This is a genomic window from Variovorax sp. V15, from assembly GCF_041154425.1.
In the GTDB taxonomy this organism is placed as follows: Bacteria; Pseudomonadota; Gammaproteobacteria; order Burkholderiales; family Burkholderiaceae_C; genus Variovorax; species Variovorax guangxiensis.
This window is the reverse complement of record NZ_AP028659.1, coordinates 3,279,653-3,293,689: the sequence shown is the minus strand read 5'-3', so window position 1 is coordinate 3,293,689 and position 14,037 is coordinate 3,279,653. Positions and strand designations below refer to the sequence as shown.

Below are 14,037 nucleotides of genomic sequence, written 5' to 3'. Positions count from 1 at the left end.
AACAACCAGTGAAGACAAAGAAGACAAACCTGGCGACGCCCGTGGCGGCCGGCATTGCGGCGATGCTGCTGGCCGGCTGCGCGGTCGGCCCCGACTACGCCCGCCCGCAGCTGAACCTGCCCGCGCGATATACCTCCGCACCACCCGCGAGCAAGGAAGCCGAAGGCGTGCCGCTGGCGCGCCTGTCGCCCGAGCTCGACGTGCCGGCCCAGTGGTGGCAGGCCTTCCGCAGCGAGCCGCTGAACGCGCTGGTCACGCAGAGCCTCGCCGGCAACCCGACCATCGAGGCGGCAGACGCCGCCCTGCGCGCGGCGCAGGAGAACGAAGCCGCCGACCGTGCCGCCTTCTGGCCCAGCGTGGCGCTGGGCTACTCGCCCACGCGGCAGCGCGTGGCCAGCGCGGTGGCGAGCCCGGTGTCGTCCAACGCGAGCCTGTACACGCTGCACACGGCGCAGGTGACGGTGTCATACACGCCCGACGTGTTCGGCGGCACCCGCAGGCAGGTGGAAGGCGCGAAGGCCAGTACGGAGCTGCAGCAGTTCCAGAGCGTGGCCGCAAAGCTCACGCTCAGCAGCAACGTGGTGACCGCCGCGATCACCGAGGCCTCGCTGCGCGCACAGCAAAGCGCCACGCTGACCATCATTGCGGGCCAGAAGGAAGTGCTGCAGGCCTATCGCAGGCAGCTGGCGCTGGGCCAGGCGGCGCCGGCCGACGTCGATGCGCAGGAGGCCGCACTGGCCGCCACCGAAGCGACGCTGCCGCCGCTCGACCGGCAACTGGCGCAGCAGCGCAACCTGCTGGCCACGCTGGCCGGCCGCTTCCCGAGCCAGGGCGTAGAGGCGCGCTTCGATCTCGATGCGCTGCAGCTGCCGACGGAATTGCCGCTGACCTTGCCCTCCAGCCTCGTCGAGCATCGGCCGGACGTGCGTGCGGCCGAGGCGCAGCTGAAGTCGGCGAGCGCCGCCATCGGCGTGGCGGTGGCGGCCCGGCTGCCGAACGTCACGCTGGGCGTGAACTCGTACGGCTCCTCGGCCTACCGGCTGGCGGACCTGTTCAAGTCGTCCTCGCTCTTCTGGACGGTGGCTGGGAGCGTGACGCAGCCCATTTTTGACGGCGGCGCGCTGAAGCATCGCGAGGCCGCCGCGCGCGCATCGTTCGACCAAGCGGCCGCGCAGTACCGCGCGACGGTGCTCGCAGCCTTCCAGGACGTGGCCAATACGCTGGAAGCCATCGACGCCGACACCCGCGCGCTGCAGGCGGCGGTGAAGGCCGAGCGCACGGCTTCGCAGAGCCTGGCGCGCACGCAGGCGCAAGTGCGGCTGGGCGACGCCAGCGCGCTCTCGCTGCGCATCGCGCAACAGGCCCAGCAGCAGGCGCTGCTGAATCTGGTTCAGGCCCGCGCGCTGCGGCTGACCGACGCGGCCGCCCTCTTCCAGGCGCTGGGCGGCGGCTGGTGGAATGCACCCCAAGCTGCCATCGTCTCGTCTTCTTCCATCTCTCCCGCATCGCCATGAACATCATCCGCCACGACATGGGCCCCCGCTTCAGCGAGATGGTGACCGTCGACCTGGGCGCCGCGCGCCTGCTGTACCTCTCGGGCCAGGTGGCCGAGAACCCGTCGCTGGACATCACCGGGCAGATGCGCGAGATCCTGCGCCACATCGACCGCCTGCTCGCCACGCAGGGGGCGACCAAGCAGGACCTGGTGAGCGTGACGATCTACCTGCGCACCGTGGGCGACTACGCCGCGATGAACTCGGTGTGGGACGAATGGGTGCCCGCCGGCCATACCCCCGCGCGCGCCACGGTGGGCGCGAAGCTGATCGACTCCGAGTACCGCGTCGAGATCCAGGCCACGGCGGCGATCGCTGCGACAGGGCCGGTGCCGTGATGCGCTCGGCCCTCCTCTGTGCGCTGATGCTGGGCGGCTGCTCGGCCTTCAATGCGCACTCGTTCGGCCGCTCGGCCGGCTGGCGCGCTGCCGAGGTCGTCAGTGTCGGGCGCGCGGGCGAGCTTGCCGCCACGGTCGATCGCGATTGCGGCTCGGACGGCGGTGCCGCGGTGCCCTACGCCGTCGTGCGCTACCACAACGGCGGCGTACACAGCCGCTCGCTGGGCACCGGGCGATGGCCTGCGGGCGCCCGGCTCAATGTAGGCGATGCGGTGGAAGTGAACGTGCTCGACTGCGCCCTGCCCCTGGCGCTGCCGGGTCAGAGCGGCAGCAGTTCGGGCACGCCGTCGCGCTGAAGCCAGCCCTCGAACTCGTCCGACAGCCGCCGCGCCTCGCGCGTGGCGCGGCCCCATGCCGCGATGCGCGCCTGCGCGTCATTCGCGAAGTGGATGAAGTCCTTGCGGTCGGGCAGCTTGCCGTTGGGCAGCGTGCGCACCCATTCCGGGTCGGGCGCGAGCACCACCATCCGGTCGAGAAAACCGCTGGCCTTGTGGCGCCAGCGCAGGCCCTTGTCGAGCCAGCCCGGCACCACCGCCTGCTGGAAATGCGGATACAGCACGATGCCCTCGTCGGCCGGCTGGTAGTCCAGGTGCAGGTGGTAGTCGGTGATGCCGCCGTCCCAGTAGGCGCCGCGCGGCGCGCCGGGAATGTCGTGCACCGCCGGCAGCAGGAACGGAATGGAGCACGAGGCCTGCAGCACCATGTTGAAGTTGGCCTCGCTCAACGCGTGCTGGCGCGTACGGAAGTCGCGCGTGGCGAAAGGCAATGCCGCGCCGGGCGTGGAGAACACGCAGCGCTCCAGCCACGCGCCCAGGCTCTTGCGGTGAAGGCTGTTGGTGGCGAAGGCGCCCAGGTAACCCACCGGCGTGCGCGCCCTGCCCTCGCGCCCGAGGATGTGACGGCCGCGCGATGTCACCACGTGCAGCCGGTAGCGCGGATGGCTCAGCACCTCGGCGATACGTCCGCCATAGAAGGCTTCGAGGCTCTCGGCGAAGCGCTCGCTGAGCTGGCGCGGGCTGAGCTTCTTCTGCCCCGGCGGTACCTCGAACTGCTGGTGCACGTAGTCGTGCTCGAAGCGCTCGAATGCCGCGTCGGAACCCGACAGGCAGGCCGTCGACAGCCGCCACGCGCCGATCGACGCACCCACCAGGTGCACCTGCTGGCTGGACTGCGGCAGCCAGCGGCCGAAGATGAAGCGGTCCAGCGGCCCGAGGATCAGCCCCTTCGGCCCGCCCGCCGCGCCGGGGATGGTGCGCACGTCCTGCGGACGCAGGCCGTGCTGCGCGATGTGCTTGCGGGCCGCGGGGCCGGCGTAGATGCGCAGGGCTTTCATGCCTTCGGCTGCTCGAAAGGATTCAGAACCTCGACGCCGAATCCGGCGAAGTCGCTGACGTTGCGGGTCACCACGGTCAGCGCGTGCTGCCGGGCGGTGGCGGCGATCATCGCGTCCTCGTACAGCGTGTCCGAACTGCGATGCATCAGCTTCGCCCAGAGCCTGAAGGTTTCCGCATCCATGGGCAGGACGTTGTACGAGACGGCAACCATGGCCGCCCATTGCTCGATCTCGTCGGCCTTGGCTGCGTCCTGCTCGCGCGTGAGTTCGATGCCGGCCTGGATCTCTCCGAGCGTCACCGCCGAGAGATGCAGGTCGCCGTCCGCGATGGGGGCGATCCACGCGAGCACCGCGCCGTGCGGGCGGGGCCTGCGGAGTTCGGAAATGACGTTCGTGTCCAACAGGTACATGCCGACCTCAGCGCATCGGGATGACGCGGCGCCTGCGAGCGCTACCCCGCTGAGGGACGAGAAATTCGGTGCGGGCTTCTTCCGAAAGCAGCAGATCCTTGAGCGACGGCTTGGCGCTCGCGTGCAGGCGCCGCCACTCAGCCGCCGGAACGAGCACGGCTGCTTCGGCGCCGCGCTTCGTCACCATCTGAGGCCCGTCGACCAGGCAAGCCTCCAGGAATTCACTGAAACGCGCCTTGGCGTCTTGTACCGGCCAGGTTTTCATGGCGGATCACCCATTCATAACTAGTTAGATGACTAGTTTAATGGGCAATCGTTCTTTCGGAAGGACTTACTTGCGAAGCCCCTGCAGCTTGGCGAAGGCATTGGCCATCTGCCCCGCCGGTTGCGGCGAGCTGTCGCGGCGGCCGTGCTGCTGCTGGCCGCGTCCTGCGCCCTCGAAGCGGTTGTCGCGCGGGCCGTCGCGGCGCGCGGGCGCCGCATCCAGCTTCATCGACAGGCCGATGCGCTTGCGCGCCACGTCCACTTCCATCACCTTGACCTTGACGATGTCGCCGGTCTTCACGACCTCGCGCGCGTCGTTCACGAACTTGTGGCTCAGCTGGCTCACGTGGACCAGTCCGTCCTGGTGCACGCCGAGGTCGACGAAGGCGCCGAACTGAGCCACGTTGCTCACGGTACCTTCGAGCACCATGCCTTCCTTCAGGTCGGCGATGTCCTCCACGCCGTCGTTGAAGCGCGCCACCTTGAAGTCGGGGCGCGGGTCGCGACCGGGCTTCTCGAGTTCGCCCAGGATGTCCTTGACGGTGATGACGCCGAACCTCTCGTTGGCGAAGAGTTCGGGCTTCAGCGTCTTGAGCATGTCGGCACGGCCCATCAGCTCGGCGATGGGCTTGCCGGTCTTGACGATGATCTGCTCGACCAGCGGATAGGTTTCAGGGTGCACGCCGGTGATGTCCAGCGGGTCGGCGCCGCCGCGGATGCGCAGGAAGCCCGCGCTCTGCTCGAAGGCCTTGGGGCCGAAGCCGGTCACGTCCAGCAGCTGCTTGCGGGTGGAGAAGGCGCCGTTGGCTTCGCGCCAGCGCACCACCGCCTTCGCCACGCTGGCAGACAGGCCCGACACGCGGCTGAGCAGCGGCACGCTGGCGGTGTTCAGGTCGACGCCCACCGAGTTCACGCAGTCTTCGACCACGGCCTGCAGGGTGCGTGCGAGCTCGCTCTGGTTCACGTCGTGCTGGTACTGGCCCACGCCGATGCTCTTGGGGTCGATCTTCACGAGTTCGGCCAGCGGATCCTGCAGGCGGCGCGCGATGGAGGCGGCGCCGCGCAGGCTCACGTCCACGTCGGGCATTTCCTGCGAGGCGAATTCGCTGGCGGAGTAAACCGAGGCGCCGGCCTCGCTCACCACCACCTTGTCGACCTTGAGCTCAGGGGCACCGGCCTGCGCGGCCATCTTGGCCAGCAGCTTGATGAGGTCGGCGGCGAGCTTGTCGGTCTCGCGGCTGGCGGTGCCGTTGCCGATGGCGATCAGGTTCACGCCGTGCTTGGCGCACAGCTTACCCAGCGTGTGCAGCGAGCCTTCCCAGTCCTTGCGCGGCTCGTGCGGGAACACGGTGGCGGTCTCGACCAGCTTGCCGGTGGAATCGACCACCGCCACCTTCACGCCGGTGCGGATGCCGGGGTCCAGGCCCATCACCACGCGAGGGCCGGCGGGCGCAGCCAGCAGCAGGTCGCGCAGGTTGTCGGCGAACACTTTGATGGCGACCTTCTCGGCGTCTTCGCGCAGGCGGGTGAACAGGTCGCGCTCGGTGGAAAGCGCGAGCTTCACGCGCCAGGTCCAGGCCACGCACTTGCGGATCAGGTCGTCGGCCGGACGGCCCGAATGGCTCCAGCCCAGGTGCAGCGCGATGCGGCCTTCGGCGATGCTGGGCTTGCCCGGCTCGGGCTCCACCGGCAGCACCAGCTTGGCGTCGAGGATCTCGAGCGCGCGGCCGCGGAACACGGCCAGCGCGCGGTGCGAAGGCACGCGGCCGATGGGCTCGTCGTATTCGAAGTAGTCGCGGAACTTGGCGACGTCGGCGTTGTTCTCGTCCTTGCCGGCCATGAGGCTGGAGCGCAGCAGGCCCTCGTTCCAGAGCCATTCGCGCAGGCTCTGCACCAGCGCGGCGTCTTCGGCCCAGCGCTCGGAAAGGATGTCGCGCACGCCGTCGAGCACGAGCGGCACGGTGGAGAAATCGGGGCCCGGCTTGCCGTCGTCCAGCGTGGTGGCGGGTTGCAGGAAGGCCTTGGCTTCCACGGCGGGGTCGAGCGTGGGGTCGGCCAGCAGCTTGTCGGCCAGCGGCTCGATACCGAATTCGCGGGCGATCTGGCCCTTGGTGCGGCGCTTCTGCTTGAACGGCAGGTAGAGGTCTTCGAGCTCCTGCTTGGTGGGCGCCAGCTCGATGGCGGCGCGCAGTTCGGGCGTCAGCTTGCCCTGCTCGTCGATGGCCTTGAGCACGGCCACGCGGCGGTCCTCGAGTTCGCGCAGGTAGGAAAGGCGGGCTTCAATCTCGCGCAGCTGGGTGTCGTCGAGGCCATCGGTGGCTTCCTTGCGGTAGCGGGCGATGAATGGAACCGTGGCGCCTCCGTCGAGCAGTTCGACGGCGGCCTTCACCTGGTTCTCGCCGACCTTGATCTCGACGGCGAGCTGGCGAATGATTTTCTGCATGTCTTGAGCGCGTCCCTGGCAAAGCGCGGGAGTTTGCCATAGGCGGGGACGGCATCCGCCCCGGGCAAGCCGGCGGGCGTGTTACAGCTTGCTTTCGGATTCCTGCCTTGCCTCGGCTTCGCACGGCACCACGAGGCGCACGCACAGGCCGTGCGGCGCGACGGGGCCGATGTCGAGCTCGGCACCGATCGCCTCGGCGCGCGAATGCATGCTGCGCAGCCCCTTGCCCAGACTGCCGGAGGGGCCCGCGTCCCCGGCCGGCGCGCTCCCGGCCGGGCTCAGCCCCCTGCCGTTGTCGCGCACCTCGAGCACCATCGCCCGGCCCTGCTCCTGCGGCGCGACGCGCAGCTCGACGCGGGTCGCGCGGGAGTGGCGCAAGGCATTCGACAAAGCCTCCTGCGCCACGCGGCAGACCTGCGACGCGGTCTCCGCCGGCATCGGGAAGCTTTCAGTCTCGGCCGAGATGTTCCATTCGAAGGCGACGCCCATGCGCTCGAACGCGGGGCGCAGGCGGTAACGCAGGTGGCCCAGCCGCTCGACGACGGTGCTGTCGCCCTGGTCGTCGAGGTCGTCCACCGTCATCTGCAGTTCGAGCAGGCAGGCCTGCAGCGCCATCGAGAGGCTGCCGGGGCCGCCCGATTTCGGGTCCTGGCTGGCCAGCAGCGCCACGAGCCGGGAACCGACGCCGTCGTGCAGGTCGTTGGCGATGCGGCGGCGCTCGGCCATCACCGCCTGCGCCTGGCGAAAGCGCGCGGCCCGACGCTGCGAGACGTACCAGATGCCCAGGATCATTCCCAGCACCAGCACGTTGGCCGCCTGCAGAGCCCAGAAGGCGAACGGCATGTCGCTGGCCATGACGGTGACAGCGGAGCCTGCCCTGATGGCCTGCGCTGCGACCGGCGTCAGGTGCAGCGCGCCCGCGAGCGCGGCCCATGCCAGCAGCCGGCGTCGCGAGACGTGCTGGCGCAGCCAGACGAGCAGTACGCACCACGAGCCGATCGACAGCCACACGAACTGGTCTTCCAGAAGATGCGGAAGCTGAAGGACCTGCGGCGCGAGCATGGCATGGCCTAGAGAAGTCCCCGATGGGAGGCGAAGCTCACGGCCTGCGCGCGGGTGTGCGCATGCAGCTTGCGGTAGATGTTCTTGACGTGCGCGTTAACCGTCTGGGCACTGATGGTTAGCTGCAAAGCGATCTCTTCGGTTACGTAGCCCGTCGCTACAAGTCGCAACACTTCGCGCTCCCTGGCGGATAACGTCGCCTTGCTGTCCGGCGGGCGCACCGGGTTCACGTTGGAGCGCTTGTGATCGAGGTGCACGAGCAGCCGGCGGGCCAGCCGCGGGGTGATGGCGGCACCGCCATTGACCACCTGCAGCACGGCCTGCGCATAGCTCTGGAACCACGCGTTCTTGACCAGGTAGCCAGAGGCGCCGAGCTCGAAGGCATGCAGCACCTGAGGCTCGTCCTCGAGGGCGGAAATGACGATGATCTCGGCCGCGCTGCGATGGCGCTTGGCCTCTTCGATCAGCTCGAATCCGCTGCCGTCTCCGAGGCGGATGTCGACCATGAGCACGTCGAACTCGTGCTGCATCAGCAGCCGCCGTCCTTCGCGCAGCGTGCCTGCCTGCCCTTCGAGCTGGATGCGCAGATCGCCCAGCAATTCCTGCGCGATGACGCGGCGTACGAAGGGGTCGTCGTCCACCAGCAGGACGCGCACCGGCTTGGTCTGTTGCCCGGTCAGGAAGTCGGGCCAAGGGAGGGTATCCGCGGACGGTGAAAGTAGTCCGCCGAACTGGCCAGGGTTGGTGTATTTCCTAGCGGAGTTGCTTGAATCTGTCAACGAAACGTCGAGATCGCTTTCCATTTCAGCCCCTTTGTGACAACTAGTCCATCTTGTTCGTTTCCAAAAGTTAATTCATTTCTACTCAGATTTTTATCTTCAGCTTTTTTGATTACTTTGGTTGCATCTTGTTGCGATTGACTACTCGAGTCAAGCAAAAGTAGTAATTCTCCCTTTGGGCGGCGCATGTAATACCAGCCCGCTGCTCTCTTGAAGCGCTGCTCGACATGTCTTTTGCCATAGCCTCGCTCTACCCAGCAGGGCCCTTTCTTCCCCCGTTTCCCGGGCGCCGAAGAAGCATTTCGGCTGACATCTGGCCCTTCCGGACCGCCTCGCTGATCGCTGGCTGATCGCGAAGCGGCCCGCGGCCCCTTGCGTGCCTTACCCTCGCGCAATGACATTCCTTGCGCGCGTGCTGCGCGTACTGCGTGCCCTGCTCCGCGCCATCGGCACCGCGCTCATCGTTGCGCTGCTGCTCTTCGAGGAGTGGGGCTGGGAGCCGCTCGCGGCCCTTGCTGCGCGGCTGTCCCGCCTCCCCCTCTGGGCCGCGCTCGAGGAACGGCTGCGCCGGCTGCCGCCGTGGGGTGCGCTCCTGGCCTTCTTCGTGCCGGTGCTGTTGCTTCTGCCGGTGAAGGTGCTGGCGCTCTTTCTCTTCAGCCGTGGCCATGCGGCGACCGCCCTCACGGTGCTGGTGCTGGCCAAGCTGGTGGGCACCGCCATCGTGGCGCGGATCTTCCAGCTGGTCGAAGGGCCGCTGATGCGCATTCCGTGGTTCGCCCGCTGGTATCCGCGGTGGAAAGCCTGGAAGGACCGCGTGCTCGACCTCGTCCGGCAGAGCCGTCCCTGGCGCCTTGTGCGGGCACTGAACAGGCGCATGGCTCGCGGCTGGCGGCGGTTCAGGGAAAGCTGAACTCCATTTTTACCCGGATGTATTGTCGTTCCAATTTAATCCGGGTAATATTTGGGGCATGAACCTGTCCACGGAAAACCGCCGCGCCCTGATCCGGCAATACAAGGAAAACCCGCGCCCGGCCGGCGTTTACGCGATCCGCAACAAGCTCAGCGGCCGCGTCTACGTGGCCGGCAGCCTCGATGTGGATGGCGCGATGAACCGCGCGCGCTTCGAACTGAACATGCGCTCCCATCGCAGCAAGGCGCTCGGCCAGGACTGGATCGCGCATGGCGCCGAACATTTCAGCTTCGAGGTGGTCGACCGCATCAAGGAGCGCAAGGACCCCGGTTTCGATCGCAAGGCCGAGCTCGAGAAGCTTCTTTCGCTATGGCAGGAAGAGCTTCAATGCTTCGGCGCGAACGGCTACAACACACCCTGAGCGCATGCGCGACACATGGCGACGAGATGGCGCGCATCGAAGCGCGGCAGCGAGTAGATTACGCACCTCGTTTCGCTTGGTACCCCCCAGGAACAAACAAACATCCGAATGTCTTCCGACACCCCAACAACCACTTTGACCGTGTTCTTCGGCTTCCAGCGCGTGGCACACGGCAGCAAGACCGAAGTGCTCGAACAGCTGAGCCGCCGCGACGACCCCGGCCCGTATCTCGTGTTCGATGACCAGACCGGCGCCCAGCTCGACCTCGACATGCGCGAGCTTCCGCCCGAGCTGCGCTACCCCGAGGCCGAGCCGCATCGCGACGATGCCCCGCGCGGCGTGGGCCGTCCCAAGCTCGGCGTGGTCGCTCGCGAAGTCACGCTGCTGCCGCGCCACTGGGACTGGCTCGGCCGCCAGCCCGGCGGCGCCTCGGTCGCGCTGCGCAAGCTGGTCGAAGACGCGCGCCGCGTGAACGCCGAGCGCGACACCGTGCGCGCAGCGCAGGAAGCCGCCTACCGCTTCATGACCGCGATCGCGGGCAACCTGCCCGGCTTCGAGGAAGCCACCCGCGCGCTCTTCGCCGGCGAGGAGCAACGCTTCGCCACCCTGATCGACCCCTGGCCCGCCGACGTGCGCGCCCATCTGCAGAAACTCGCGGCCGCCGGCTGGAACCATCGATGAGAACGACAACCGAGACGCCCGGCACCGGCAGCAGCAACAGCCCCGGTGCCGGCCAGAGCGGCCTGCAGGGCGTGCCCGTGTCGCCCGTCAACGCGCCGCGCCCGCTGTGGAAGGTCTTTCTCTTCTTCCTCGCGCCGATGTTGCTCAGCAACATCCTCCAGTCGCTCTCCGGCACGCTCAACAACGTGTACGTGGGGCAGATGCTCGGCGTGGGCGCGCTCGCGGCGGTGTCGAGCTTCTTTCCGGTGATGTTCTTCTTCATCGCCTTCATCATCGGCCTGGGCGCCGGCGCCTCGGTGCTCATCGGCCAGGCATGGGGTGCGCGCGACGTCGCCAAGGCCAAGGCCGTGGCCGGCACCACGCTCACCGTCGGCGTGCTGATGGGGCTGGTGATCGCCGTATTCGGAGGCGCGTTCACCACGCCGATGCTGGCCGCGCTGGGCACGCCCCCCGACGTGCTGGCCGACTCCACGCGCTATGCCCGCATCATGCTGATCGCGATGCCCGGCGTGTTCATCTTCCTGCTGGCCACCGCGATGCTGCGCGGCGTGGGCGATACCGTCACGCCGCTGCTCACGCTGCTGATTTCCACGCTGATCGGCCTGGTGGTCACGCCCGCGCTCATCCGCGGCTGGGGCGGCCTGCCGCAACTCGGCGTGGCCAGCGGCGCGTGGGCGTCGGTGCTGTCGTTCGCAGTGGCAACCACCTGGCTGGGCTTTCGCCTGCACCAGCGCAAGAGCCCGCTCGCGCCAGACGCGGAATTCATGCGCAACCTGCGCATCCAGCCGCACCTGCTGAAGGCCGTGCTGCGCATCGGGGTACCCACGGGGGTGCAGATGATCGTGGTGGCGCTGGCCGAGGTGGTACTGCTGTCGATGGTCAACGGCTTCGGCTCGAACGCCACGGCCGCCTACGGCGCGGTGAACCAGGTGGTGGCCTACGTGCAGTTCCCGGCGATCTCGATCGCGATCACCGCGTCGATCCTCGGCGCGCAGGCCATCGGCGCGGGCCGGGCCAACCGGCTCGGCGCCATCGCGAAGACGGCGCTGCTCATGAACCTGGTGCTGACCGGCGGCCTGGTGCTGCTGGGCTACCTGTTCTCGCGGCCGCTGATGGGCTTCTTCATCACCAGCGCGCCGGTCATCGAGATCGCGCAGACGCTGCTGCACATCATGCTGTGGAGCCTGGTGGTCTTCGGCATGGCTTCGGCGCTGTCGGGGATCATGCGCGCCAGCGGCTCGGTGCTGGTGCCCACGCTGATCTCGATCTTCTGCATTCTCGGCGTGGAGGTGCCGGTGGCCTGGGTCATGAGCCACCGCATCGGGCTCGATGGGGTCTGGGTGGCCTACCCGGTGACCTTCGGGGCGATGCTGCTGCTGCAGACTGCCTACTACCAGCTGGTGTGGCGCAAGAAATCGATCCACCGGCTGGTGTAGCCGGCGCGCCGGCTACTTGCCGTCGAAGGCCCGCTGCACCTGTGCGAGGTCGAGCTTGACCATCTTCATCATGGCCTGCATCGCGCGGTTGGCCTTGGCAGCGTCCTTGTCCTGGAACATGCGGATCATGGCCTTGGGCGCGACCTGCCACGAAACGCCATAGCGGTCGGTGAGCCAGCCGCACTGCACCGGCTGGCCACCGCCTTCGAGCAGCCTGTCCCAGTAGTAGTCGACATCGGCCTGCGTCTCGCACGGCACGAACATCGAGATGGCCGGGTTGAACTTGTACTCCGGGCCGCCGTTGAGAATCATGAATTCCTGCCCGTCGAGCTCGAAGGTCGCGGTGAGCAGCGAGCCCTTGCGGCTGGGGTTGGCGTCGCCCCACAGCAGTGTGTCGGTCACGCGCGAGTTCGGAAAAATGCTGCTGTAGAACTTCAGCGCCTCTTCTCCGTTGGTGTCGAACCAGAGACAGGGAACGATCTTCTGCATGGGACTCCTTCGCTTCTGACGATGAACCTGATAGTTCAGTATCCAGGCGTCGCAGGCCCCCTGTCAACCCGTGCGACGCCTGTCAGCGGGAAGTTCCCATGGACCCGGCTTTCGAGGCGCCTGCCCCGAAGGCCTTCCGCCAGCGATAGGCCTCGGCCGCATTGACCGCGCCCTTCGGCGCCCTGCCCTGGAAGATCTCCGCGAGTTGCGACACGGTTTCCATCGCCTGGTGCTCCACCGCCGGCGGCGTGAGCCCGCCGATGTGGGGCGTGGCGATCACGCGCGGATGCGCCGCCACGTCCGGCGAAGGCATCTGGTCGGGTGCGCGGCCCACGTCGAGCGCGCATCCAGCGATCACGCCCGCATCCAGCGCCGCTAGCAGCGCACGCTCATCCACCAGGTTTCCGCGCGAGGCATTGATGAAGAAGGCGTGGGGCTGCATCGCGGCGAACGCCCGGGCATTCATCATGTTCTCGGTCGCCTCGGTGGCGGGCGCGAGGCAGACCACGAAGTCCGATTGCGCCAGCAGCGCCTCGAAGCTCACCTGCTCGAACTCCGCTCGATCGGTAGCCGTGTACGGGTCGTGCACGACGATGCGCATGTTCAGCGCCAGCGCGACATCGCAGAGGTACCGGCTGATCTGCCCGTAGCCGATCACGCCCAGCGTGCTGCCGCGCAGTTCGCGCCCCATCGCGGGCGGCGGCGGGCGGCCCGCGTGGTAGCTCGCGGCGGAGGCACTGATGCCCCGGCCCAGATCGATCATCGCGCCTACGATCCACTCCGACACCGAGGTGATGAACCCTGCGCTCGCCTGCGTCACCAGCACGCCATGCCGGCTGGCGGAAGCCACGTCGATGTTGCGGATGTCGATGGCGCAGCGTACGAAGGCCTTGAGTTGTGGCAGCGCCGCGAACAGCGCCTCGTCGCCCACCGTCTGGCGGTAGGAAATGATCGCGTCGCAGTCCTGCGCCAGATCGGCGAGCTCGCGCGAGGAAAGTTCGGCGTCGCTGGGATTGAGGCGAACCTGCGCGATGGCCCGAAGGGCGGCGGTGGCGCGGTCGCCGAAGTAGTTGGCCAGCTTGGCTGGCGGATGGCTGACGAAAACCGTGGTCATGAAAAAACTTCTGTTCGGGAAGAAAGACTGGCCGCGAGCATCATGCTGCTGCAAGCGCCAGGACCGTGCGCCGCCACGAAGGCAGAATGGAAAAATCAACAGGACGCAGCATGACCATAACCTCGCAGACACCCGACGCCGCTCGCGCTTACGCCGTCGAAATGCATGGTGACCAGAAATACGGCATCCATCCGTACGTGCACCACCTCGACGCCGTCGCCGCCCTGCTCCAGCCCTACGGCGACAAGGCGCGCATCGTCGGCTACCTGCACGACGTGGTCGAGGACACGGCAGCGACGGTGGCGGACGTGCGCTCGCGCTTCGGCGACCTGGTCGCTTCCTGCGTCGCGCTGCTGACCGATGCGCCCGGCGCCAACCGCAAGGAGCGCAAGGCCAGAACCTATGCGGCGCTGGCCGAGGTGAAAGGCGACGAGGAACTCGCGCTGCTGGTGAAGGCCGCCGACCGGCTGGCCAACGTGCGCGCATGCGTGGCCGATGGCCAGCGCGCGCTGTGGGACACGTACCACGGCGAGCACCCGACCTTCAGGGCAGCTGCGTTCAGGGCTGGGCAATGCGATGCGTTGTGGATCGAGCTCGACACGCTGCTCTCGCCCTCTTGCGCGCCAGCAGCGACGCCCTGACAAGGGCCGCGCCCGGTTGGTTCGCCCCAGACAGGCGAGCGATCTTTCGAGGGCAAGGCGCTCGTCGTGGTCCGGACAGACGGGCCACGCGCCCTGCGCCGGC

At 67.9% G+C, this 14,037-nt stretch carries 16 protein-coding genes; 8 read left to right on the top strand and 8 right to left on the bottom strand.

All coding sequences use genetic code 11. From position 1 onward, the window contains the following. The first annotated feature begins 8 nt into the window (after positions 1-8). The 3 genes from ACAM57_RS15600 to ACAM57_RS15590 are packed head-to-tail and all read left to right on the top strand — an operon-like array spanning position 9 to position 2,247. Positions 9-1,514, top strand: coding sequence for an efflux transporter outer membrane subunit (locus tag ACAM57_RS15600; protein WP_369662283.1), 1,506 nt, complete (start codon positions 9-11; stop codon positions 1,512-1,514). Further along, positions 1,511-1,891 carry a RidA family protein gene (locus ACAM57_RS15595; RefSeq protein ID WP_369662282.1) on the top strand — a complete coding sequence of 127 codons (381 nt, stop codon included), beginning with the start codon at positions 1,511-1,513 and terminating at the stop codon, positions 1,889-1,891. Before ACAM57_RS15600 ends, ACAM57_RS15595 begins: the two co-directional genes overlap by 4 nt. Next, positions 1,891-2,247 (top strand): hypothetical protein, encoded by a 357-nt coding sequence (locus ACAM57_RS15590; RefSeq protein WP_369662281.1) that lies wholly within the window; start codon positions 1,891-1,893, stop codon positions 2,245-2,247. Before ACAM57_RS15595 ends, ACAM57_RS15590 begins: the two co-directional genes overlap by 1 nt. Here ACAM57_RS15590 and ACAM57_RS15585 read toward each other — a convergent pair. The 6 genes from ACAM57_RS15585 to ACAM57_RS15560 all read right to left on the bottom strand — a co-directional run bounded on the left by ACAM57_RS15585 (position 2,211) and on the right by ACAM57_RS15560 (position 8,266). Beyond that, positions 2,211-3,284 (bottom strand): phospholipase, encoded by a 1,074-nt coding sequence (locus ACAM57_RS15585; RefSeq protein ID WP_369662280.1) that lies wholly within the window; start codon positions 3,282-3,284, stop codon positions 2,211-2,213. The genes ACAM57_RS15590 and ACAM57_RS15585 overlap by 37 nt on opposite strands. Next, entirely contained in the window at positions 3,281-3,694 is a 414-nt protein-coding gene (locus ACAM57_RS15580; RefSeq protein WP_369662279.1) for a type II toxin-antitoxin system VapC family toxin, read from the bottom strand. The genes ACAM57_RS15585 and ACAM57_RS15580 overlap by 4 nt, the downstream gene beginning before the upstream one ends. A gap of 7 nt (positions 3,695-3,701) precedes the next feature. Beyond that, positions 3,702-3,959: a type II toxin-antitoxin system Phd/YefM family antitoxin gene (locus ACAM57_RS15575; protein ID WP_369662278.1), complete on the bottom strand. Its 258-nt coding sequence runs from the start codon at positions 3,957-3,959 to the stop codon at positions 3,702-3,704. 66 nt (positions 3,960-4,025) lie between these two features. Further along, a complete protein-coding gene (locus tag ACAM57_RS15570) occupies positions 4,026-6,401 on the bottom strand; it encodes a Tex family protein (protein WP_369662277.1) in 2,376 nt (791 codons plus the stop codon). Between the two features lie 81 nt (positions 6,402-6,482). Continuing rightward, the gene (locus ACAM57_RS15565) at positions 6,483-7,463 is read right to left on the bottom strand and encodes a sensor histidine kinase (RefSeq protein ID WP_369662276.1); all 981 of its coding nucleotides are present in this window, start codon (positions 7,461-7,463) and stop codon (positions 6,483-6,485) included. A gap of 8 nt (positions 7,464-7,471) precedes the next feature. Continuing rightward, entirely contained in the window at positions 7,472-8,266 is a 795-nt protein-coding gene (locus ACAM57_RS15560) for a response regulator transcription factor (protein ID WP_126020026.1), read from the bottom strand. Between the two features lie 370 nt (positions 8,267-8,636). On the opposite strand from ACAM57_RS15560, the gene ACAM57_RS15555 reads away from it, so the two are divergent. The 4 genes from ACAM57_RS15555 (at position 8,637) to ACAM57_RS15540 (ending at position 11,690) form a co-directional block, all read left to right on the top strand. Then, on the top strand, positions 8,637-9,152 hold the full coding sequence (locus ACAM57_RS15555; RefSeq protein WP_369662275.1) for a hypothetical protein: 516 nt from the start codon (positions 8,637-8,639) through the stop codon (positions 9,150-9,152). A 22-nt stretch (positions 9,153-9,174) separates the two neighbouring features. Further along, positions 9,175-9,573, top strand: coding sequence for a GIY-YIG nuclease family protein (locus ACAM57_RS15550; RefSeq protein ID WP_369662274.1), 399 nt, complete (start codon positions 9,175-9,177; stop codon positions 9,571-9,573). 108 nt (positions 9,574-9,681) lie between these two features. Continuing rightward, complete coding sequence (locus tag ACAM57_RS15545; protein ID WP_184637798.1) at positions 9,682-10,254, top strand: DUF2239 family protein; 573 nt, start codon at positions 9,682-9,684, stop codon at positions 10,252-10,254. Beyond that, on the top strand, positions 10,251-11,690 hold the full coding sequence (locus ACAM57_RS15540) for an MATE family efflux transporter (protein WP_369662273.1): 1,440 nt from the start codon (positions 10,251-10,253) through the stop codon (positions 11,688-11,690). Before ACAM57_RS15545 ends, ACAM57_RS15540 begins: the two co-directional genes overlap by 4 nt. Positions 11,691-11,702: 12 nt before the next feature. Here ACAM57_RS15540 and ACAM57_RS15535 read toward each other — a convergent pair whose 3' ends face one another. Both ACAM57_RS15535 and ACAM57_RS15530 read right to left on the bottom strand, forming a co-directional pair. Then, a complete protein-coding gene (locus ACAM57_RS15535) occupies positions 11,703-12,179 on the bottom strand; it encodes a VOC family protein (protein WP_126020037.1) in 477 nt (158 codons plus the stop codon). A gap of 82 nt (positions 12,180-12,261) precedes the next feature. Then, positions 12,262-13,293: a hydroxyacid dehydrogenase gene (locus ACAM57_RS15530; protein ID WP_369662272.1), complete on the bottom strand. Its 1,032-nt coding sequence runs from the start codon at positions 13,291-13,293 to the stop codon at positions 12,262-12,264. A gap of 110 nt (positions 13,294-13,403) precedes the next feature. On the opposite strand from ACAM57_RS15530, the gene ACAM57_RS15525 reads away from it, so the two are divergent. Next, positions 13,404-13,934: an HD domain-containing protein gene (locus tag ACAM57_RS15525; RefSeq protein WP_369662271.1), complete on the top strand. Its 531-nt coding sequence runs from the start codon at positions 13,404-13,406 to the stop codon at positions 13,932-13,934. Positions 13,935-14,037: the final 103 nt, after the last annotated feature.